The 19279-nt window shown below is 68.1% G+C and carries 19 protein-coding genes and 1 riboswitch; of the genes, 17 read left to right on the forward strand and 2 right to left on the reverse strand.

The genetic code is table 11. The annotated features are described in order from the left end of the window. The first annotated feature begins 274 nt into the window (after nt 1–274). The 16 genes from M2271_RS28870 (at nt 275) to M2271_RS28945 (ending at nt 16390) form a co-directional block, all read left to right on the forward strand. Nucleotides 275–1102: a glycoside hydrolase domain-containing protein gene (locus tag M2271_RS28870; protein WP_280890396.1), complete on the forward strand. Its 828-nt coding sequence runs from the start codon at nt 275–277 to the stop codon at nt 1100–1102. A 278-nt stretch (nt 1103–1380) separates the two neighbouring features. After that, entirely contained in the window at nt 1381–2028 is a 648-nt protein-coding gene (locus tag M2271_RS28875; protein WP_280890294.1) for a SurA N-terminal domain-containing protein, read from the forward strand. A gap of 156 nt (nt 2029–2184) precedes the next feature. Further along, nucleotides 2185–3210 carry a nucleoside triphosphate pyrophosphohydrolase gene (locus M2271_RS28880; RefSeq protein WP_280890295.1) on the forward strand — a complete coding sequence of 342 codons (1026 nt, stop codon included), beginning with the start codon at nt 2185–2187 and terminating at the stop codon, nt 3208–3210. Nucleotides 3211–3376: 166 nt separating this feature from the next. Then, nucleotides 3377–4675 (forward strand): cytochrome P450, encoded by a 1299-nt coding sequence (locus M2271_RS28885; RefSeq protein ID WP_280890296.1) that lies wholly within the window; start codon nt 3377–3379, stop codon nt 4673–4675. A 147-nt stretch (nt 4676–4822) separates the two neighbouring features. Beyond that, nucleotides 4823–5884, forward strand: a complete 1062-nt coding sequence (locus M2271_RS28890) for a transglycosylase family protein (RefSeq protein WP_280890297.1) — start codon at nt 4823–4825, stop codon at nt 5882–5884. A gap of 193 nt (nt 5885–6077) precedes the next feature. Further along, a riboswitch (cyclic di-AMP (ydaO/yuaA leader) is annotated at nt 6078–6264 on the forward strand. A 3-nt stretch (nt 6265–6267) separates the two neighbouring features. Further along, entirely contained in the window at nt 6268–6990 is a 723-nt protein-coding gene (locus M2271_RS28895; protein WP_280890298.1) for a transglycosylase family protein, read from the forward strand. Nucleotides 6991–7515: 525 nt separating this feature from the next. Then, entirely contained in the window at nt 7516–8811 is a 1296-nt protein-coding gene (eno, locus tag M2271_RS28900; RefSeq protein ID WP_280890299.1) for a phosphopyruvate hydratase, read from the forward strand. Nucleotides 8812–8931: 120 nt separating this feature from the next. Further along, complete coding sequence (locus tag M2271_RS28905) at nt 8932–9408, forward strand: septum formation initiator family protein (RefSeq protein WP_280890300.1); 477 nt, start codon at nt 8932–8934, stop codon at nt 9406–9408. A 22-nt stretch (nt 9409–9430) separates the two neighbouring features. Continuing rightward, nucleotides 9431–9976 (forward strand): DUF501 domain-containing protein, encoded by a 546-nt coding sequence (locus M2271_RS28910; RefSeq protein ID WP_280890301.1) that lies wholly within the window; start codon nt 9431–9433, stop codon nt 9974–9976. Next, complete coding sequence (locus M2271_RS28915; protein WP_280890302.1) at nt 9973–10926, forward strand: Ppx/GppA phosphatase family protein; 954 nt, start codon at nt 9973–9975, stop codon at nt 10924–10926. The genes M2271_RS28910 and M2271_RS28915 overlap by 4 nt, the downstream gene beginning before the upstream one ends. Before the next feature lie 363 nt (nt 10927–11289). Beyond that, complete coding sequence (locus M2271_RS28920; protein WP_280890303.1) at nt 11290–12501, forward strand: helix-turn-helix transcriptional regulator; 1212 nt, start codon at nt 11290–11292, stop codon at nt 12499–12501. Nucleotides 12502–12595: 94 nt separating this feature from the next. After that, entirely contained in the window at nt 12596–12967 is a 372-nt protein-coding gene (locus M2271_RS28925; protein ID WP_280890304.1) for a hypothetical protein, read from the forward strand. Nucleotides 12968–13692: 725 nt separating this feature from the next. Continuing rightward, nucleotides 13693–13941: a DUF397 domain-containing protein gene (locus tag M2271_RS28930; RefSeq protein WP_280890305.1), complete on the forward strand. Its 249-nt coding sequence runs from the start codon at nt 13693–13695 to the stop codon at nt 13939–13941. Between the two features lie 194 nt (nt 13942–14135). Next, nucleotides 14136–14537: a hypothetical protein gene (locus M2271_RS28935; RefSeq protein WP_280890306.1), complete on the forward strand. Its 402-nt coding sequence runs from the start codon at nt 14136–14138 to the stop codon at nt 14535–14537. 165 nt (nt 14538–14702) lie between these two features. Next, on the forward strand, nt 14703–15467 hold the full coding sequence (locus tag M2271_RS28940) for a cupin domain-containing protein (protein WP_280890307.1): 765 nt from the start codon (nt 14703–14705) through the stop codon (nt 15465–15467). 482 nt (nt 15468–15949) lie between these two features. Further along, nucleotides 15950–16390 (forward strand): GNAT family N-acetyltransferase, encoded by a 441-nt coding sequence (locus tag M2271_RS28945; RefSeq protein ID WP_280890308.1) that lies wholly within the window; start codon nt 15950–15952, stop codon nt 16388–16390. A 94-nt stretch (nt 16391–16484) separates the two neighbouring features. On the opposite strand, the gene M2271_RS28950 is transcribed toward M2271_RS28945, so the two are convergent. Both M2271_RS28950 and M2271_RS28955 read right to left on the reverse strand, forming a co-directional pair. Continuing rightward, nucleotides 16485–16754, reverse strand: coding sequence for a type II toxin-antitoxin system RelE/ParE family toxin (locus M2271_RS28950; RefSeq protein ID WP_280890309.1), 270 nt, complete (start codon nt 16752–16754; stop codon nt 16485–16487). Next, nucleotides 16751–17023, reverse strand: a complete 273-nt coding sequence (locus tag M2271_RS28955; protein ID WP_280890310.1) for a type II toxin-antitoxin system Phd/YefM family antitoxin — start codon at nt 17021–17023, stop codon at nt 16751–16753. Before M2271_RS28955 ends, M2271_RS28950 begins: the two co-directional genes overlap by 4 nt. Before the next feature lie 583 nt (nt 17024–17606). On the opposite strand from M2271_RS28955, the gene M2271_RS28960 reads away from it, so the two are divergent. After that, nucleotides 17607–19055: an NAD(P)/FAD-dependent oxidoreductase gene (locus M2271_RS28960; protein ID WP_280890311.1), complete on the forward strand. Its 1449-nt coding sequence runs from the start codon at nt 17607–17609 to the stop codon at nt 19053–19055. Nucleotides 19056–19279: the final 224 nt, after the last annotated feature.

The following is a 19279-nucleotide window of genomic DNA, read 5'->3' on the forward strand; positions in this document are numbered from 1 at the left end:
GCTGTGAGTGTTTTTGCCGGGACGTGAGGGAAACTTGTGGTGATCGCGAGGCAGTGTTTCCCGATCGGTGATCCGCCGTCAGTTACGGTTCTCTCCGTTTCGTGCGCCGGGCGGACGTGGTCGTCATCGTCGCCATCGACGTGATCGCCGTACCGCCGCGCTGTTTCGGGGGCTCAGAGAAACTTGGTTCGAGCGGACGTACGCCGTCGTCACACGACGCCGTACGCCGCTCAGGCGCGTACGCGACAACAACGTACGCATGAAGGGGTGGGACGTGGCCGAGCACCGGCAGTCCAGGAAGCGCAGATACGTCACGTGGGCGGTGGCCGGCGCGGCCGTCGTCGCGGGGGGCGGAATCGCCGCGCAGAGCTCCATGGCGGCCACCGCGTGGCCCGCCCAGAAGACGTACACCGGCCGTGCGTTCGACACCTGCACCGCGCCCTCGCTGAACGCCATGAAGGCATGGAAGGGCGGTCTCTACGGCGGCGCCGCCGTCTACGTCGGTGGCAAGAACCGCGGTTGTGCCCAGCCGAACCTCACCGCCTCCTGGGTGAAGTCGGTCAACACCCTCGGCTGGAAGCTCATACCGATCTACGTCGGCGCCCAGCCGCCCTGCCAGACCAGCTCCAACCCTGAGAAGCTCACCGCCACCAACGCCGCCTCCCTCGGCGCGACCGACGCGGCCGACGCGGTGGCCAAGTCGTCCGCCCTCGGCATGAAGGCGGGCAGCCCGATCTACCTCGACATGGAGCCGTACGACACCACGAACACGTCGTGCAACAACGCCGTGTTGACGTACGTCCGTTCCTTCACCAAGACACTGCGCGCCAAGATCTACCGCGGCGGCTTCTACGGCTTCACCAGCTCCAGCGCCAAGGCCATCGCCACGGCGAAGGACAAGACGGACCTGCCGGGCAACCTCTGGTACGCGCTGTGGGACAAGCAGAACACCACGACCACCGACTGGCCGTGGGGCGCCACCCAGTACACCGGCCACAGCCGTGGCCATCAGTACCTCGTCAACAGCAAGGAAACGCGGAACGGCTACACGATCACCGTGGACCGCGACGCGTGGGACGCGCCGGTCGCCATCGTCGGCTGACGCCGATGGCCCCGCCGGGCCGGGCAGCGCTGACAGCGACGCAGGACAAGGTTGGAAAGCAGAGCGGGCGGTGGCCGGGCGGGACTGAACACCGCCTCGCATGGTGAACGCGCGGTGAGAGGGCACGGCGGGCGCGAGGATGGCGTGCGGCGGGCGCGGCGGTGCCCGAAGTCCTGGGGAATCGTTGGTCGAATGGGTTGGCCAGAGCCTGCCCACTGCCTACCATCGATCATCGCAAGACTTTGTGCACCGTCGCACAATCTCCTCGGGAGGTTTCCTTGCACCGCCGTCGTCGTCGCACCGCGCTTCTCCTCTCCGCCGCGATCGCCGCGGCTCCCCTCCTCACCGCCTGCGGAAACGACGCCCATCCAGGCGCGGCGGCCGTCGTCGGCGGCCAGCGGATCAGCGTCGCTCAGTTGGAGAACCGGGTGAGTGAGGTGCGCGACGCACAGCGGGCGGCGGTGCCGGACGAGGCGCAGTACCAGCAGGTCCTCGCCAAGACGGGCACCCTCACCCGGGACACCCTGCACAACATGGTTCTCGACCAGGTGCTGCACAGCGCCGCCCAGGACGCGGGCGTGACCGTCAGTCGCAAGGAGATCCAGCAGATGCGGGCCGGCCTGGAGCAGCAGACCGGCGGGTCCGAGGCGCTGAGGACGGCCTGGCTGCAGGAGTACGGCATCGCCCCCGAGCGTCTCGACGAGAACCTGCGCCTCCAGCTGGAGGCCCAGAAACTCGCCGCCAAGCTCGGCACCGACACCCGCGCCCCCGCTTTCTGGAGCGCCCTGACCAAGGCATCCAAGAAGCTCGACGTCGACCTCAACCCGCGCTACGGCACCTGGGACGTCCAGAAGAGCGGCCGCGTCGACGCGAAGACGCCGTGGGTAAGGGACGTCACAGCGGCGGGGACCCAGCGGACGACGTGAGCCGCGAGTCGGGCACGCTACGTGAGCAGGGAGTCGGGCAACCGACGTGAGCAGGGAGTCGGGTGCAGAGCCCTGGATGTTCATACGATCGCACCGCGCCTCCCTGGCCTGTGGATAACTGATCGCCTCGTCGGCGACGTGCGTTAGCTTCGAATCGTGAACGCAACCAGCCCCGAAGCCGCACCCGGCTCCGCAGCCGCACCTGGCCCCGAAGCCGCGCTTGCCCCCGCCCCCGCCCCCGGCCGGATCATCCTGCTCACCACCAGCCACCGTGTCGCCCCCGGCCTGCTGTCCTGGCCCGCCTGGCAGGCGCTGCACGCTGCCGACCGGGTGCTGTGCGCGGACGGGGCGCACCCGCAGCTGCCGTACCTGTGCGAGGCGGGCATAGCGGTCGAGGAGACCTCGCCGACCGCAGAGGACCTGGTCGGTGCGTGCGCCGGAGGGAAGACGGTGGTCGTGGTCGCGACCGGCGAGGGTGAGTCCACCCTCACGGACGGCCTCGCCCGCCTCGCCGGCTCCGGTCGCGTCTCGATGCCTGATCTGGAGCTGCTCCCCGCCTCCTACGACCTCCCGGGCGCCCGCCTGCTCGACCTCGTCCAGGTGATGGACCGTATCCGCGCCGAGTGCCCGTGGTCGTCCCAGCAGACCCACAAGGGCCTGGCGAAGTACGGCATCGAGGAGGCGTACGAACTCGTCGAGGCGATCGAGGAGGGGGACCGTGACGAACTGCGCGAGGAACTCGGCGACGTTCTCCTCCAGGTCGTCTTCCACGCCCGTATCGCGGAAGAGGACCCGGACACCCCCTTCTCCATCGACGACGTGGCCGGCGGCATCGTCAGCAAGCTCATCCACCGCCACCCGCATGTCTTCGGCGACGCGACGGCCACGACCCCCGAGGAGGTCAAGGAACACTGGCTGCGCACCAAGGCGATAGAGAAGCAGCGCACCTCGGTGACGGAGGGCGTCCCCCTGGGCCAGCCGGGCCTCGCCCTCGCCGCGAAGTTGGCGTCCCGGGTCCGGACGGCGGGCCTGGACGTCCCGCTGCCCCCGACCGAGGGCCTCGGCTACGACCTGCTCGCACTGGCAGTACGCGCCGAAGCGGACGGCATCGACCCGGAGGCGGCACTGCGGGCGGCGGCGCGGGCCTATCGGGATGCGATCCAGGAGGTCGAGGAGGGCTGACACCTTGCCGAGCGCTCCTGCCGAGACGTCCTCCCAAAGGCGATCTCGCAGAGGCGTCCTCGCAGAGGCGATCTCGCAGAGGCGTCCTCGCAAAGGCGATCTCGCAGAGGCGACCTCGCCGAGAAGCCCCCGGGGAGCCCCCGAATACGCCAGCTACCGTCAAGGAGTGACCAACCAGCCCCTCCCCGCGCGCCCTGTTCCCGACGCCCCAGAGCTCTTCACCTGGGAGTTCGCGACCGATCCGTACCCCGCCTACGCCTGGCTCCGCGAGCACGCCCCCGTGCACCGGACGACACTGCCCAGTGGTGTGGAGGCCTGGCTGGTCACCCGTTACGTCGATGCCAAGCAGGCGCTCGCCGAGCCGCGGCTCTCCAAGAACCCGGCGCATCACGACGGACCCGCGCACGCCAAGGGCAAGACGGGCATCCCGGGTGAGCGCAAGGCCGAGTTGATGACCCATCTGCTCAACATCGATCCGCCGGACCACACGCGGCTGCGGCGGCTCGTCTCCAAGGCGTTCACCCCGAGACGTGTCGCCGAGTTCGCCTCCCGTGTGCAGGAACTCACCGATCAGCTGATCGACCAGATCGCCCTCGAAGGGAGCGCCGATCTCATCCACGACTTCGCCTTTCCCCTCCCCATCTATGCGATCTGCGACCTGCTCGGCGTTCCCCGCGAGGACCAGGACGACTTCCGGGACTGGGCGGGCATGATGATCCGGCACGGGGGCGGGCCGCGGGGCGGGGTCGCCCGGTCGGTGAAGAAGATGCGCGGCTATCTCGCCGAGCTCATCCACCGCAAGCGCGAGGCCCTGCCGGAAGAGGCCGCTCCCGGCGAGGACCTCATCTCCGGCCTGATCCGTGCCTCCGACCACGGCGAGCACCTCACCGAGAACGAGGCCGCCGCGATGGCCTTCATCCTGCTCTTCGCCGGGTTCGAGACCACCGTCAACCTCATCGGCAACGGCACCTACGCCCTCCTCACCCACTCCGATCAGCGGGCCCGGCTCCAGCAGTCCCTCGCCGCCGGCGAACGCGGGCTCCTGGAGACGGGCATCGAGGAACTTCTCCGCTATGACGGCCCCGTAGAGCTCGCCACCTGGCGCTACGCCACCCGGCCGGTCAGCATCGGCGGGCAGGACATCGCGGCAGGCGACCCCGTGCTCGTCGTACTCGCCGCCGCGGACCGGGATCCGGAGCGGTTCGCCGACCCGGACACTCTGGACCTGTCCCGGCGTGACAATCAGCACCTTGGATACGGTCACGGCATCCACTACTGCCTCGGCGCACCCCTGGCCCGGCTGGAGGGCCAGACCGCCCTCGCCACCCTGCTGACCAGGCTGCCGGACCTGCGACTCGCCGTGGAGCCGGCCGAGTTGCGCTGGCGCGGCGGGCTCATCATGCGCGGACTGCGCACGCTGCCCGTCGAGTTCACACCCCGTGACCGACTCGGCTCACGCGGGTGACGGGCCGCACGGAAACCTGTGATCTTCACGTGATCTACGCGGCATTAACTTGTGACAAGTGATCGTCTGCAGATACGTTCACGGATCAGCGCGACGGCGAGTGTCGGCCGCCGCGTCGCTCATCGTTGTCTCGCGAAAGGTCCCCGCATGCTCTCCGGGAACGGCCGTCATCGTCGCCCCCGCCAGGCCCCGGCGCTTCTCGTCGCGGCCGGAGTGACCGGTTCCGCCATCGCGATCCCGCTGCTCGCGGCGTCCGGCGCCAGTGCGGCGAGCGGGACCACCTGGGACCAGGTCGCCCAGTGCGAGTCCGGCGGCTCCTGGAGCGAGGACAGCGGCGACGGAGCCTACGGCGGACTCCACATCGCGCAGGAGGACTGGGACAAGTACGGCGGTCTCGACTACGCCACGCGCCCCGACCAGGCCAGCCGCAACCAGCAGATCGCGGTGGCCGAGAAGATCCTCGAGGACAAGGGCGTCAGCTACTGGTCCACCTGCGGTCTGCTCAACGGGCTGACCAAGGACTCCCAGTCGGCCGAGGTCGACACGGGTCTGGGCAGCATCGGCCTGGACGCGTCGAGCGGGAAGACCTCGTCCGGCCTGTCCGATCCTGGAGAGGCGTCGACCGGTTCCTCCGGAGACGCGCCCTCGGATGCGGCCTCGGGCACGCCTTCGCCGCCCGCCTCCAAGCCGTCGTCGCCCGCCGCCTCGTCGAACTCCTCGAATCCCCCGGGTTTGACGGATGATGCGGCCAAGTCGGACTCATCCGCCGAATCCAGCTCCGGTGCCAGTGGCTCGCGGGACTCCTCCCGTGCGTCCGCAGGTACGGCGAAGCAGGACGACTCGGACAACTCCTGGCAAGCGGGCGGCACTTCGGGCCTCGTCGACACCGGAGCCCTCAACGCCGGAGTCCTCGACGCCGCGGTCGGCGGCGGCAAGCACCGCGGCGGCAATGCCGACGAGAACACGCTCGCCGCCACGGACGGCGCAGGCGTCACGGACGGCATCGACGACACCGGCACCGCGGGCGGCCGTCACGCCGCCCGCGGAGACTCGTACACGGTCCGTCCGGGAGACACGCTCGAGACCATCGCCGACTCCCTTGGCCTCCAAGGCGGGTGGCGTGCGCTCTACGAGGAGAACAGGCAGGCCATCGGTACCGACCCGAGTCGCCTCTCCGTCGGTCAGACCCTTGGACTTGGTGTCGAATAGGGCGAAAAGCAGCGGGAGTTCACACATACTTCACGCCGAATGTCCGTTTTGGTGAAAGTGTGGGATGAGTCTCAGAAGTCCGGGTCTTCTTTGAAATTCCGTGGATCGCGTGTCTACCGTCAGGGTCGTTCGTCACCACGAACACCGGCGGCCGCAACGCCGAATCCTGCCAGCGGCCGCACGGGATCAGTCGTCGCGTAAAGCGCCGTAGGCAGGAGCGGGGGACCCAAGGTAGGCGCCGGGTCCGGCGGTTGAGGCCCTTCGGGGACTCGCGGCCGGCACCGGCTTGGGGTGAAGCCGCACATCGAGAGGTGTGCGGCCGGGCAACTCAACCGGCCCGAACCCGACAGCTCACCTCGTAGGCGTCGGTGAGGGGATCCACCATGCTGTTTTCCGGGCAGGGCAAGCACCGCCGTCCGTCCAAGGCCACTCGCGTCGCCGCGCTCGCCGGTGTCACCGGTGTCGCCATCGCCGCCCCGCTGATGGCGGCCGGCAACGCCTCCGCCGCCACCACCTCCGAGTGGGACACCGTCGCCCAGTGCGAGTCCGGCGGCAACTGGTCCATCAATACCGGCAACGGCTACTTCGGCGGTCTGCAGTTCTCCGCCTCCACCTGGGCCGCGTACGGCGGCACGCAGTACGCCGGGCAGGCCGACCAGGCCTCCAAGTCGCAGCAGATAGCCGTCGCCGAGAAGGTCCTCGCCTCCCAGGGCAAGGGCGCCTGGCCGGTCTGCGGCACGGGCCTGTCCGGTGCCACCTCCAGCGGCAGCGCCGCCGGCTCCTCCTCGAACGGCTCCTCCGACAGCTCCTCCAACAGCTCCTCGCAGAGCCAGAGCCAGAGCACCGACAGCAGCAGCCGCTCCGGCGAGCAGAAGGCTTCCCGCTCCGCCGACCGCCCGGCCGCCAAGAAGACCGTCACCACCCCGACCGGTAAGAAGGTCAAGAAGGGCGACGGCGAGTACAAGGTCGTCAAGGGCGACACCCTCAGCTCCATCGCCGAGGCGCACAAGGTCAAGGGCGGCTGGGAGAAGCTGTTCGAGCTGAACAAGGGCATCGTCGAGGACGCCAACCTCATCTACCCGGGTCAGCAGCTGCACCTGAAGTAGAGAGAACGCGGCGCTCGGTTGAACCACGGCGCCCTCGCCTCCGCGGTCCTCTTACTGAAGGCCGCGTAAGGGTCTCCCCCGTCCCCACGGGCTCCCCGCCCCGGTGCGTATTCCCCCGTACGCACCGGGGCGGGGTTTTCTCTGCCGCCTGCCGCCTGCCGCCTGCCGCCTGCCGCCTGCCGCCTGCCGCCTGCCGCCTGCCGTCTGCCGTCTGCCGTCTGCCGTCTGCCGTCTGCCGTCTGCCGTCTGCCGTCTGGCGTCTGGCGTCTGCCGTCTGGCGTCTGCCCCCGGGTCTGCCCCCTGGCCCCCGCCCCCGCGGTCTGCCCCCTGACCCCCGCCCTCTGTCGCCTTTGCCCCGACCTCTTTGTTCCGTTCGGGAACAATTTACTCTCGGTTCTGCCCAAGGGGTGGGCGACTTGCCGACCGATCGGCCCCGGGCGGTTAGGCTCATGTCGCGGAGCCGACCCCGGCTCCGTGCACCACGGGCCTCGCGGCCCGCGTACACGCGTCACATCCCAGAAGGAGATGCTCGTGCCGTCCATCGACGTCGTCGTAGCCCGGGAAATCCTGGACTCCCGAGGCAACCCCACGGTCGAGGTCGAGGTCGGCCTCGACGACGGCAGCACGGGTCGTGCCGCCGTTCCGTCCGGCGCCTCCACGGGTGCCTTCGAGGCCATCGAGCTTCGCGACGGTGACCCGAACCGCTACCACGGCAAGGGTGTCGAGAAGGCCGTGCTGGCCGTCATCGAGCAGATCGGCCCGGAGCTCGTCGGCTACGACGCCACCGAGCAGCGCCTGATCGACCAGGCGATGTTCGACCTGGACGCCACCGACAACAAGGGCTCCCTCGGCGCCAACGCCATCCTCGGCGTCTCCCTCGCCGTCGCCCACGCCGCCTCCGAGGCCAGCGACCTCCCGCTCTTCCGCTACCTGGGCGGTCCGAACGCGCACCTGCTGCCGGTGCCGATGATGAACATCCTGAACGGCGGCTCGCACGCCGACTCCAACGTGGACATCCAGGAGTTCATGATCGCCCCGATCGGCGCGGAGTCCTTCTCCGAGGCGCTGCGCTGGGGCACCGAGGTCTACCACACCCTCAAGAAGGTGCTGAAGACCAAGGGCCTGTCCACCGGCCTCGGCGACGAGGGCGGCTTCGCCCCGAACCTCGGTTCCAACCGCGAGGCCCTCGACCTCATCCTCGAGGCCGTCAAGCAGGCCGGTTACATCCCCGGCGAGCAGATCGGCCTCGCGCTCGACGTGGCCGCCTCCGAGTTCTACAAGGACGGCAAGTACCTCTTCGAGGGCAAGGAGCGCTCCGCCGCCGAGATGACGGAGTACTACGAGGAGCTCGTCGCGGCCTACCCGCTCGTCTCCATCGAGGACCCGCTCTTCGAGGACGACTGGGCCGGCTGGAAGGTCCTCACGGACCGGCTCGGCGACAAGGTTCAGATCGTCGGCGACGACCTGTTCGTCACCAACCCGGAGCGTCTGGCCCGCGGCATCGACGAGGGTGCCGCCAACGCCCTGCTCGTGAAGGTGAACCAGATCGGCTCGCTGACCGAGACGCTGGACGCCGTCGAGCTGGCCCAGCGCAGCGGCTTCAAGTGCATGATGTCCCACCGCTCCGGCGAGACCGAGGACGTCACCATCGCCGACCTCGCCGTCGCCACCAACTGCGGTCAGATCAAGACCGGCGCCCCGGCCCGCTCCGAGCGCGTCGCCAAGTACAACCAGCTGCTGCGCATCGAGGAGATCCTCGACGACGCCGCGGTGTACGCCGGCCGCTCGGCCTTCCCGCGGTTCCGCTCCGCGAACCACTGAGCCCGGCGAGGGCCGACCCAACCTGGGGGTAAGGCCTAGCCAGTCGTACGTACGTCCCCGTACCCGGTCCCGTACCGTGTCCGGGGACGTACGCGCGTGTGAGACGGGAGGCGGGGACACATGGCCGTGAAGGACCGGGACCGGTTCTCCACCACGACCAGGATCAGGCTGCTCGGCGAGCAGACGGCAGCCCGTGTCTACCGCTCCCAGACCAAACGGCAGGCCCGCCGCTCCCGGCTGACCGGCCGCGCGGCGCTGCTCGCCCTCGTCCTGTGCACGCTGATCGTGGCGCTCGCCTATCCCATAAGGCAGTACGTCTCCCAGCGCGCCGACATCGCCGACCAGCAGCGTCTGCAGGAACAGGCCCGGCAGCGGGTCGAGCAGCTGCGCGACCTCAAGGCACGCTGGCAGGACGACACCTACGCCCGACAGCAGATCCGGCAGCGGTTGCACTACGTCATGCCGGGCGAGACAGGATTCATCGTCATCGACCCGAAGGCGGCCAAGCGGTCGAGCGCCGACCTGGGCGCGGCCGACCGCCCCTGGTACGCCAACGTCTGGGACGGCGTCGACAAGTCCGACGCCTCCGACCAGTGACCTGACCAGAGAGACAGTTCTAGTGGAAACGCCTCCGCCGACCACCCCGCGCACCGAGCCGACCGACGCGGACGTCGAGGCCTTCAAGCAGCAACTCGGGCGCCCACCGCGCGGGCTGCGCGCCATCGCCCATCGGTGCCCGTGCGGACAGCCGGACGTCGTGGAGACGGCGCCCCGTCTTCCCGACGGCACGCCCTTCCCCACCCTGTACTACCTGACGTGCCCCAAGGCGAACTCCGCGATCGGCACGCTGGAGGCGAACGGGGTGATGAAGGAGATGACGGCCCGTCTGCAGAGCGACCCGGAGCTGGCCGCCGCCTACCGTGCCGCGCACGAGGACTACATCAGGCGCCGCGACGAGATCGAGGAGCTGACGGGCTTCCCCAGCGCGGGCGGCATGCCGGACCGGGTGAAGTGCCTGCACGTCCTGGTCGCCCACTCCCTGGCGGCCGGCCCCGGCGTGAACCCCCTGGGCGACGAGGCGCTGGAGATGCTGCCTCGGTGGTGGCGCAAGGGATCGTGCGTGACGCTCCCGGAGACCGGCTCCGCGAAGGAGAACGAGCAGTGACCCGTGTCGCCGCCATCGACTGCGGTACGAACTCGATCCGGCTCCTCGTCGCGGACGCGGACCCGGGGACCGGTGAACTGGTGGATCTGGACCGTCGTATGACGATCGTCCGGCTCGGCCAGGGCGTCGACCGGACGGGCCGCCTCGCCCCCGAGGCGCTGGAGCGGACCTTCGCCGCCTGCCGTGAGTACGCGGCGGTCATCAAGGAGTACGGCGCCGAGCGCCTGCGCTTCGTGGCCACGTCCGCCTCCCGGGACGCGGAGAACCGGGACGAGTTCGTACGCGGGGTGCTGGACATCCTGGGTGTCGAGCCCGAGGTCATCACCGGCGACCAGGAGGCCGAGTTCTCCTTCACCGGCGCGACGAGGGAACTGGCGGGGCGGGACGACCTGCACCGCCCGTTCCTGGTCGTGGACATCGGCGGCGGCTCGACCGAGTTCGTCGTCGGCGAGGACCACGTGCGGGCGGCCCGCTCCGTGGACGTCGGCTGCGTCCGGATGACCGAGCGCCACCTGCTCCGGGACGGTGTGGTGTCCGACCCGCCCTCCGCGGAGCAGATCGCGGCGATACGGGCCGACATCGAGGCGGCTCTCGACCTCGCCGAGCAGACGGTTCCGCTGCGCGAGGCGCGCACGCTGGTGGGCCTGGCCGGTTCGGTGACGACCGTCTCCGCGATCGCACAGAACCTGCCCGCGTACGACCCGACGGCCATCCACCACTCCCGGGTCCCGTACGACAAGGTCCGCGAGATCACCGACCGCCTCGTGCACTCCACCCACGCCGAGCGGGCGGCCGTCCCCTCCATGCATCCGGGGCGCGTCGACGTGATCGCCGCGGGTGCTCTCGTCCTCCTCGCGATCATGGAACGGGTCGGCGCGGAGGAGGTCGTGGTGAGCGAACACGACATCCTCGACGGGATCGCCTATTTTGCGGCCGAGTCGCCTTCGTAGGCGATCCTCGACGGCATTGCCTACAAAGTGGCAGAAGAGGCCGAAGAGGGTACGAAGGGGGACTGACCTGCGGTGACGTGCCGAGACTAGGCGCGCGATGGCCCCGGTACCTCACTCGGAGGAATCGGGGCCATCGGCCGTCCGGGGACCGCGCCGCCCCTTGGGGAAAGGCGGCCTCGGCACCTCTTTGGAGCCGGAGCCGTCGAGGTTCCCTGACCGTGTCGCGCAGGAAAGAGCGGGCAGGATCAAGCGAGGGGACAGGCGACGTCGGCCGGGCACTCCTCGGTTCCCGGCGGGTAACGCCGCGCATGGACCTACCATCGAAAGGGAAGGCACCGCGCCCCAAGACCCGCTGAGGTGAACGTGAGTAACTGGGCCGATCTGACGAATGGCAAGCGGATCAAGCACCTTCGGGGCTCCGATCTGACGCAGCAGGGTCTAGCCGACGCTTCGGGCCTGTCCCTCGCTTTAGTGCAAAAGGCAGAGCAGGACCGCGGAGAACTGTCCGTCGGATCGCTGCTCAAACTGGCTGGCGCGCTCAACACCGATGTCTCCGTGATCCTGGGACAGCAGGCACCGCGCCGCGGCATGGGGCAGAGCGACCGCGCAGCACTGCGCCTACTGTCCGACTCTGTGCACGAGAGTGCCTTCGGCGAATGGGAGGGCATCGACGACCCGAGCACCGTTGAGGAACTGGGCAAGGCCCGCGACCTCGCATGGTCCGCCTACTGGGCGAGCGACACCTCGAAGGTAAGTAGCTATGCCTCGAAGGTGCTCATGGAAGGGCAGGTCAGGTACGCAGGTGCTACGGGTGCGGAGCGCCAAGCGCTGGGTTCGATCCTGGCGAGTACGTACCGTGTGGCAGCGTCCTGCTCGACTGGATTCGGGCAACGGGACCTCGCGTTGAGCGCCCTCACTTCGGCGAAGCACCTCGCGAAGGATGTTGATGATCCGGTTCTGACGGCGCTGCTTGAGTCCACGCTGTCGTGGATCTACCTACGCGGCGCCAAGCTACCTCGCGCCGTGTCCGTGGCCGAGCGCGCCGCCCTGGCGATCGAGCCGTCATTCAGCAACGGGTCTCGTCCTCAACTGGTCGCGTACGGGCGTCTGATGATCTCCGCAGCCGTGGCGGCGTCGCGGCGCGAAGACGAGAGTGCGGCCGACGACTACATTTCACAGGCGCATGCCGCGGCGGCGAGGCTCGGCCGAGACGAAAAGCTGTACGGGACCACCTTCGGCCCAACCGCAGCCAAGACAGAGGCCGTTGGGATTCACGTTGCGTTGAAGAACTACGGGCGCGCGCTCAAGCTCGCCAATCAGGACGACATGCAGACGCTTCCCAAGCACATGACGAAGGTGGCGCGGAACAGGTACCGGCTCGACGTTGCCCTCGCGCAGTGCGCAACCGGCCTCCACGACAAGGCCGGCGACACTCTGATCGAGGTGGGGCTCGATGCTCCGGAGTGGGTTCGGCATCAGGCGTTGCCCGGGGTGATTGGGAAGCGTCTCGCGAAGGTGTCGACGGCACGCGTGCGAAGGATCGGCGAAGTGATCGGCATGCCCTTGATCGCATGACCCCTACGGAGCGTAGGAGTTGGCGCCTGGTTACTTCGCCGAGTCGTACTCTCCATCACTTCACTATGCGTGATCGTGGCGTCACGATTGACACATGGTCAGCTCCGAGAGCGAACAGAAGCGGGGGGCAACGCCCCCTCGACGTACCGCCGGTGACGTACAGCGGCGGCTGAACATTGCGGATGCTGCGGCCGGCGTGACGCCGGGCGAGGTCGACACGTCGACCGCAGTATCGAAGATCGAGCGTTTTCGAGTCGTCGTCTACCTGTGCGGGGCTGCGAACGCGAACCTCGGCGCAGCGCAAGACGAGTGCCACGAGTACGCCGAGGCGTTCGGCTGGGAGATCGTGGCGGAGATCGAGGACCGCGCCGGACTGAACAAGCCTGAGGGACGCGCCGGACTGGCGCAGGCCGTCGAGCGCATCAAGAACAGGGAAGCGGGCGCGCTGCTGACGCCGTGGCGGTAGATGATCTCTCCCCTTCCGCAGGAGTTCGACGAGGTGGCCCGCAAGGTGGAGAGCGCGGGCGGGTTCCTGCACGTGATGGACTCCGACCGTGCGCGAGCCCGCGCCGCGGGATGACGGCGGGCGCTTGCTGATGACCCGTTCTGTGATCAAGCGCGTGATCTATCGAGTCCGCCCGGACGAGACAGCTGAGCAAGAGTTCGAAGCGCGCTGTGTGTACGGCGACGATGTCGAGTGTGGGGCTGAGTCTGGCCTACAGCACACCCCGGCGGATGTCGAGGACTGGCAGCGTCGGCACACTCAGGAGACACGACACAACCGCTATCGACGGGCGAGAGCCGACTACCAGGTTTGGGAGCCGACGGAATACGTGCCGGCGCCTGTCCCTGTCCTGCATTCGGAACCCGCAGAGGGAAAGCGGATTCTCTCGTGATCACTTGGTTGGCCCGGTACACGGGACCTCTGCCGATAATCCTGATATCTGGCTCATGCGGCCTTTTTATCGGTGTCGCTCTGGGCTCGCCGCAGCCCTAAAGATTCCGTCCCTGCCGGACGTATCCGAAATGAAGGTTCCCCCGACCTTCGGATCAGATTTCCCGGTGGGGGCGGGCAAGCCCCCGCCCCGGTGGATCACGGCCCTAGGACGGCCCGAGCGCCACCGAGGCGGGTCAGCAAGTGCACAACGGCGCGGAGTCGACTCTCCGCACAACGATGCACCAGGAGGAAGTATGACCCTGAAGCCCTCGAACCTCTACGAGCTGCCGACCGACGGGGCCGAGTTCACGGCCTACTGCGGCGGCAACTTGGGCGGGGAGAACGAGACGTGCATGGAGGTCGCCGCCCTCCCCGGCATGGTGGACGCGTTCGTCATCCGCGACAACAAGTCCGAGGCCACCGGTGGTGACCTGCGCTTCACCGGCTCCGAGATGGACACGTGGGCCGTCAAGTGGGCCGGTGAGCGCGGGCTGACGGTCTAGTCTGAGGGCCCACTCAGACAGCATCACGACCGCCCCCAGAACCTTGGGGGCGGTCCCCATCCCTGTGGAGATGAATCATGAGCTGGCCTGGCGGAAACCTCGGACACTGGCACGGCTACGGGCCGTGGATCGGGTCCCCAAAGGCGTACTCAACAGAGGGGAACCGCAGACCTGCGCACCCCAACGGGCCCCCTGTGCCCACGTCTCCCGAGGACAAGGTCACTCACAAGGTCCTTGATCGGTACCGCGAAGCCGCCTCAGAGTTCCAGAACGGCACGCTGCCGCCGTTGATGACCGGTCATTGGCTGATGAAACGGAGCCATGCCGCCGCTGAACGCACGTGGACTGACGTGCATGATGCCGTTGTGTGGCTGAACAAGAACTACTCGGAAAATTCACCGTTTGAAAGGGAAGACGGCGAGCAGGCGTATTGCGGAGTAGACGTCAAGACTGCCTACGCCCGTGAAGTTCTTCCGCTTGGAGTGGACGTGAGTTGGGTGTATTACACCCAGTCTCAAAACCTGTTGTCCATGCAGGTTGTTTGGTGTCCAAGCCACTTCCACCCGGACCTTGCTTGCCCGCTCCCTCCCAGATGACAGAAGGAGACCGCAATGTCCCTGCGCTACTTGCTTCCCGCGGACGGAGTCGCTGAGCTGCTGGGGTCATGGCCGGACGAACCTCGCTTGTACGAGCGCGAGGCGACGGAGTTAGACCGGCACGTCAACGAAGGGTTCTTCGAGACCTGGGCTTTCAGTGGCTGAGTGCCGGCGGGTGAGGTCGCCGTGATGAACCATGGGGCCAACCCGCCGCGGCCAAGCATCAATCCCGTCGGTTTCATGACCAACGGGCGGATGGACGGCAACAAGCTCCGGGGGTACTACGAGCAGAACTACACCCTCCGTCTGGGCAACATGCAAAGGGTCGTGCCTTTCCTTAACGGCGTCTCTCGCAGCATCCAGCGGGAAACGGGCTACTCGAACTACGTACACGCCTTCTTGACCCCTCCGGGAGGTCAGGGGCTTCGCCACCACTGGGACCAACAGATGGCCGTCATCGTGCAGATTTCCGGTACGAAGACATGGGAACTCTGGGAACCGAAATTCAAAGACCCCATGCGGCTGCATCTGGAATCGCCCCGGGTCTGGCAAGAGCACTGGCGCGAGGAGTGGGAGGCGAAAGGGTCGGATCAGACATACGAACTGAGGCCCGGACAATCACTCTTGCTCCCCCGGGGCTGGATTCACAATCCTCACGCCAGGGGGGCGACCGAGGGTAGCGTTCACCTGACCTTCGCCATACGGGAACGTACGCCTTTCTGGCTCGTAGAAAAGCTCACAGCGGGAGCGATCGAGGGCGAGGAGTTCCGAAGGGTCATCCTGCCCGATCAAATTCAAGGTGATGGCCTTTCAGGGGAATTGGAAGGGGCCCGATGGGCACTCATTCGATATCTGGAAAGGCTCAACCCGGAGGAAATTTCGTCCGTCATTCGGGATGATGCCCTAACCGAGTTGGAATACACGACATAGACCGCTGTGCGGCCCTGAACCAGCCTCGGCCGTCTCCGCCACGAGGGACGGCCGAGGCGTCGTGATGCTTCGGGGGACACGCGAGGGGCGTTCGAGGGTGTCGAGCCGGCGCGCGTGTTCCTTGATCGCCTCGTCGGTCTGGTCGTGGCGCTGCAGGAGTGGGGGGGGGAGTGCTCCGTCAGCGCGGGTGAATCCCACCTCGATACGATGCGGTTGATGGTGGCCGCGGCCCGCAGGACCACGGCCGTTACGCGCATCGGGCCCGACCCCGGGTAGAGGCCGGTGGACACGGCGAGGGCGGGGTCAAGCGCCCATGCGGCGAGGCCGTGATCGGCGAGGCTCCACTCGTCGGCGAACGCGGCGGCGTCCACGTACGCTTTCCGGGCGAGGTGGTTTGCGGTCGTCGGGGCGACGCTGCTCGACGGGATCGCTTTCAAAGTGGCAGAAGATGCCGAGGAAGGTAAGCAAGGCGACTGACGATCATGGCGGACTGGGAACTTCGGCAGGCATCGGCGTCGGACGTCGAGGCAGTGGCCGGGTTGCGTGCCGTGGTCCTGCGGGCGGATCTGGAACGGCTCGGGCGGTACGACGAGCAGCGGGTGCGGCAGCGACTGCGGGACGGATTCGACCCGGCACACACCTGGGTGATCGAAGTGGCCGACATGTTCGCGGGCTGCGTGGCGCTGCGACCGGCCGAGGATGCCCACTGGTTGGAGCACTTCTACTTGGCGCCGCGTCTTCAGGGCAGCGGTATCGGATCGGGCGTGCTGCGCGGCCTGCTGGAGCGGGGTGACCGCCAGGGTGTCCTCGTCCGGTTGAACGTGCTGCAGGGCAGTCCGGCCCGGCGGCTGTACGAGCGTCATGGGTTCACGGTGGAGACCGAAGATCTGGTGGACGTGTTCATGGTGCGCAAGCCGGACTGATGAGCGCCAAAGTGGCCAACCGCCATGCTCGACGACGAGAGACCTTCCGGCTGGGGAGGCGGCTCGGATACTCCGGACTCTGGGCTGCCTGCCTTCACCTGGTGCCGTAGACGTCGCGCCGGTCGCCGACCTTGACGACGAGAATGATGAGCTCGCCGTCTTCGACCTGGTAGGCGACCCGGTAGCCGACGACCCGGAGCCGATAGAGGCCTGACGGGCCGGTGAGTTTCTTGATGTCGGCGTCCTCCCGGTACGGATCGTCGCCGAGCGCGGTCAGTGCGGCCAGGATGCGCATGGCGGCAGGCCGGTCGATGGCCCGAAGCTGCCGCTGTGCCGCTGCGGCGAACCGGAACGCGTACTTCACTCCGCGCCTTCGGAGCGCTCGGCAAACAGGTCTGCCAGCAGCTCGGCCATGGTCACCGTCGGGCCGCCCTGCGCCAGGACCGCTTCTGCCTCCCGGGCCAGCAACACATCCGCCGCTTCCTCCAGCGCGTTGAAATCAGCGATCGGCACCACGGCCGCGACGGGCACGCCGTTGCGGGTGATCACTGTGGGTGTGCCCTCCTCGGCGCGATTGATGTGGTCCGCCAGGTGTGCGCGGGCTTCCCGAACAGTCACAGTGCTCTCGGCCATAGAGAAAGTGTACGCGCGATTGTGTACACACGCTGAGGGAAGTTGAGATGTGGAGGCGATGCCCGACGGCATCACCTTCTGGGTGGGGTGGACCGGACCCGGCTGTTGCTGGCGTAGCCCCGGTTCCGTCCGTCGCTCACCCCCGGCTCCCGGTCTTCGGTTTGCCTCTGCTGAGCAGGTCGGGCAACGTATGAGCGGGTTCGAGGGGTCCTTCGGGGCCCCTCGATGACGTGCCGTCGGAAAGGTTCGTGAAGTTCTTCACAAGGAATCTGGGCCTCCCGGAGTACGAAAGGCATCCCGTTGACCCTTCCGGGGGTTCGATACCCCCTTGAACATGTTCAGAAGGGGTGCGCGGGGGTGGTTCGGGAGGGGGCTGTGCGGGGTCGGCCGAGGGGGCTCAGGTGGGGTCCGTCGGCCCGGAGTGGCTGCTCACGCGGCATTGACAATGGGTCCCCCGGTGCACCGGTTCCCGGTTCGCGCCATGACCTGGATCACCTGAGCGGCGGAGGATAACACATACCCCGACCAAGCTTGTGAAGGGGCGCACGAGCCACCCCCCTGGAGCGGGTGGATACTCGATGGCATGAGCACCACGGAGCGTCCCAGGATCCTCGTAGTAGGCGGTGGGTACGTAGGCCTGTACGCAGCTCGGCGCATCATGAAGAAGATGCGCTACGGCGAGGCGACCGTCACGGTCGTCGACCCCCGGTCGTACATGACCTACCAGCCCTTCCTTCCCGAAACCGCCGCCGGCAGCATCTCCCCGCGCCACGTCGTCGTACCCCTGCGACGCGTGCTGCCCAAGGCGGAGGTCCTCACCGGTCGGGTCACCACCATCGACCAGGACCGCAAGGTCGCCACGATCGCCCCGCTGGTCGGCGAGGCGTACGAGCTGCCCTTCGACTACCTGGTCGTCGCGCTCGGCGCGGTCTCCCGCACCTTCCCGATCCCCGGCCTCGCCGAGCAGGGCATCGGTATGAAGGGCATCGAGGAGGCCATCGGCCTGCGCAACCACGTCCTCGAGCAGCTGGACAAGGCCGACTCCACGACCGACGAGGAGATCCGCCGCAAGGCGCTCACCTTCGTCTTCATCGGCGGTGGCTTCGCGGGTGCGGAGACCATCGGCGAGGTCGAGGACATGGCCCGCGACGCGGCGAAGTACTACAACAACGTCTCCCGCGAGGACATGCGGTTCGTCCTCGTCGACGCCGCCGACAAGATCCTTCCCGAGGTCGGTCCCAAGCTGGGCCAGTACGGCAAGGAGCACCTGGAGGGCCGTGGGGTCGAGGTCTACCTCTCCACCTCCATGGACTCCTGCGTCGACGGCCACGTGGTGCTGAAGAACGGCCTCGAGGTCGACTCCAACACCATCGTCTGGACGGCCGGCGTCAAGCCGAACCCGGCCCTCGCTCGCTACGGTCTTCCGCTCGGCCCCCGCGGCCACGTCGACTGCGCGCCCACGCTCCAGGTCCAGGGCACGGACTACATCTGGGCCGCGGGCGACAACGCCCAGGTTCCGGACCTCGTCGGCCGCAAGGCGGGCAACGAGAACGCCTGGTGCCCCCCGAACGCGCAGCACGCCCTCCGTCAGGCGCGGGTCCTCGGTGACAACGTGATCTCCGGCATGCGGGGCTTCCCGCAGAAGGACTACTCGCACGCCAACAAGGGTGCGGTCGCGGGCCTCGGCCTCCACAAGGGCGTCGCGATGATCGTCATGGGCAAGATGAAGATCAAGCTCAAGGGCCGTCTCGCCTGGTACATGCACCGTGGCTACCACGGTCTGGCGATGCCGACGTGGAACCGGAAGATCCGGGTCATCGCGGACTGGACGCTCGCCATGTTCCTCAAGCGCGAGGTCGTCGCGCTGGGTGCCCTGGAGACTCCGCGTGAGGAGTTCTACGAGGCCGCCAAGCCGGCGCCGGTCGCTGCCGCGAGCAAGGCCGCGGACAACTCCAAGGCCGAGGACAAGTCCAAGGCCGAGGAGAAGCCCAAGGTCGAGCAGGCCAAGGTCGAGCAGGCCAAGGCCTCCTGACCTCGGGTTGACCCCGAGTCACTGAACGCCCCGAAGGGGCCGCCCGCCATCCGTGGTGCGGGCGGCCCCTTCGGCGTTCCCCGCCCCCGCCCCGCCCCGCCCCGGCGCATGGGCGCGCGGCGAAGTCGTGAGGGGTGCGGCGGAAAATGTCCTTGCGCAGGTCCGGGGCGGCCCGGCGGGCGGGCGTCCCTTGTCCGAAACCGTTCGGCCGGGTGGGCGGCAGG

The sequence above is a fragment of the Streptomyces sp. LBL genome (assembly GCF_029893585.1).
Lineage (GTDB): Bacteria > Actinomycetota > Actinomycetes > Streptomycetales > Streptomycetaceae > Streptomyces.

Coding starts and splice junctions, on each gene's coding strand:
- M2271_RS28890 (WP_280890297.1), top strand. CDS start 4,823: ATGCTCTCCGGGAACGGCCGTCATCGTCGCCCCCGCCAGGCCCCGGCG.
- M2271_RS28895 (WP_280890298.1), top strand. CDS start 6,268: ATGCTGTTTTCCGGGCAGGGCAAGCACCGCCGTCCGTCCAAGGCCACT.
- eno (WP_280890299.1), top strand. CDS start 7,516: ATGCTCGTGCCGTCCATCGACGTCGTCGTAGCCCGGGAAATCCTGGAC.
- M2271_RS28905 (WP_280890300.1), top strand. CDS start 8,932: ATGGCCGTGAAGGACCGGGACCGGTTCTCCACCACGACCAGGATCAGG.
- M2271_RS28925 (WP_280890304.1), top strand. CDS start 12,596: ATGGTCAGCTCCGAGAGCGAACAGAAGCGGGGGGCAACGCCCCCTCGA.
- M2271_RS28930 (WP_280890305.1), top strand. CDS start 13,693: ATGACCCTGAAGCCCTCGAACCTCTACGAGCTGCCGACCGACGGGGCC.
- M2271_RS28945 (WP_280890308.1), top strand. CDS start 15,950: ATGGCGGACTGGGAACTTCGGCAGGCATCGGCGTCGGACGTCGAGGCA.
- M2271_RS28955 (WP_280890310.1), bottom strand. CDS start 17,023: ATGGCCGAGAGCACTGTGACTGTTCGGGAAGCCCGCGCACACCTGGCG.
- M2271_RS28960 (WP_280890311.1), top strand. CDS start 17,607: ATGAGCACCACGGAGCGTCCCAGGATCCTCGTAGTAGGCGGTGGGTAC.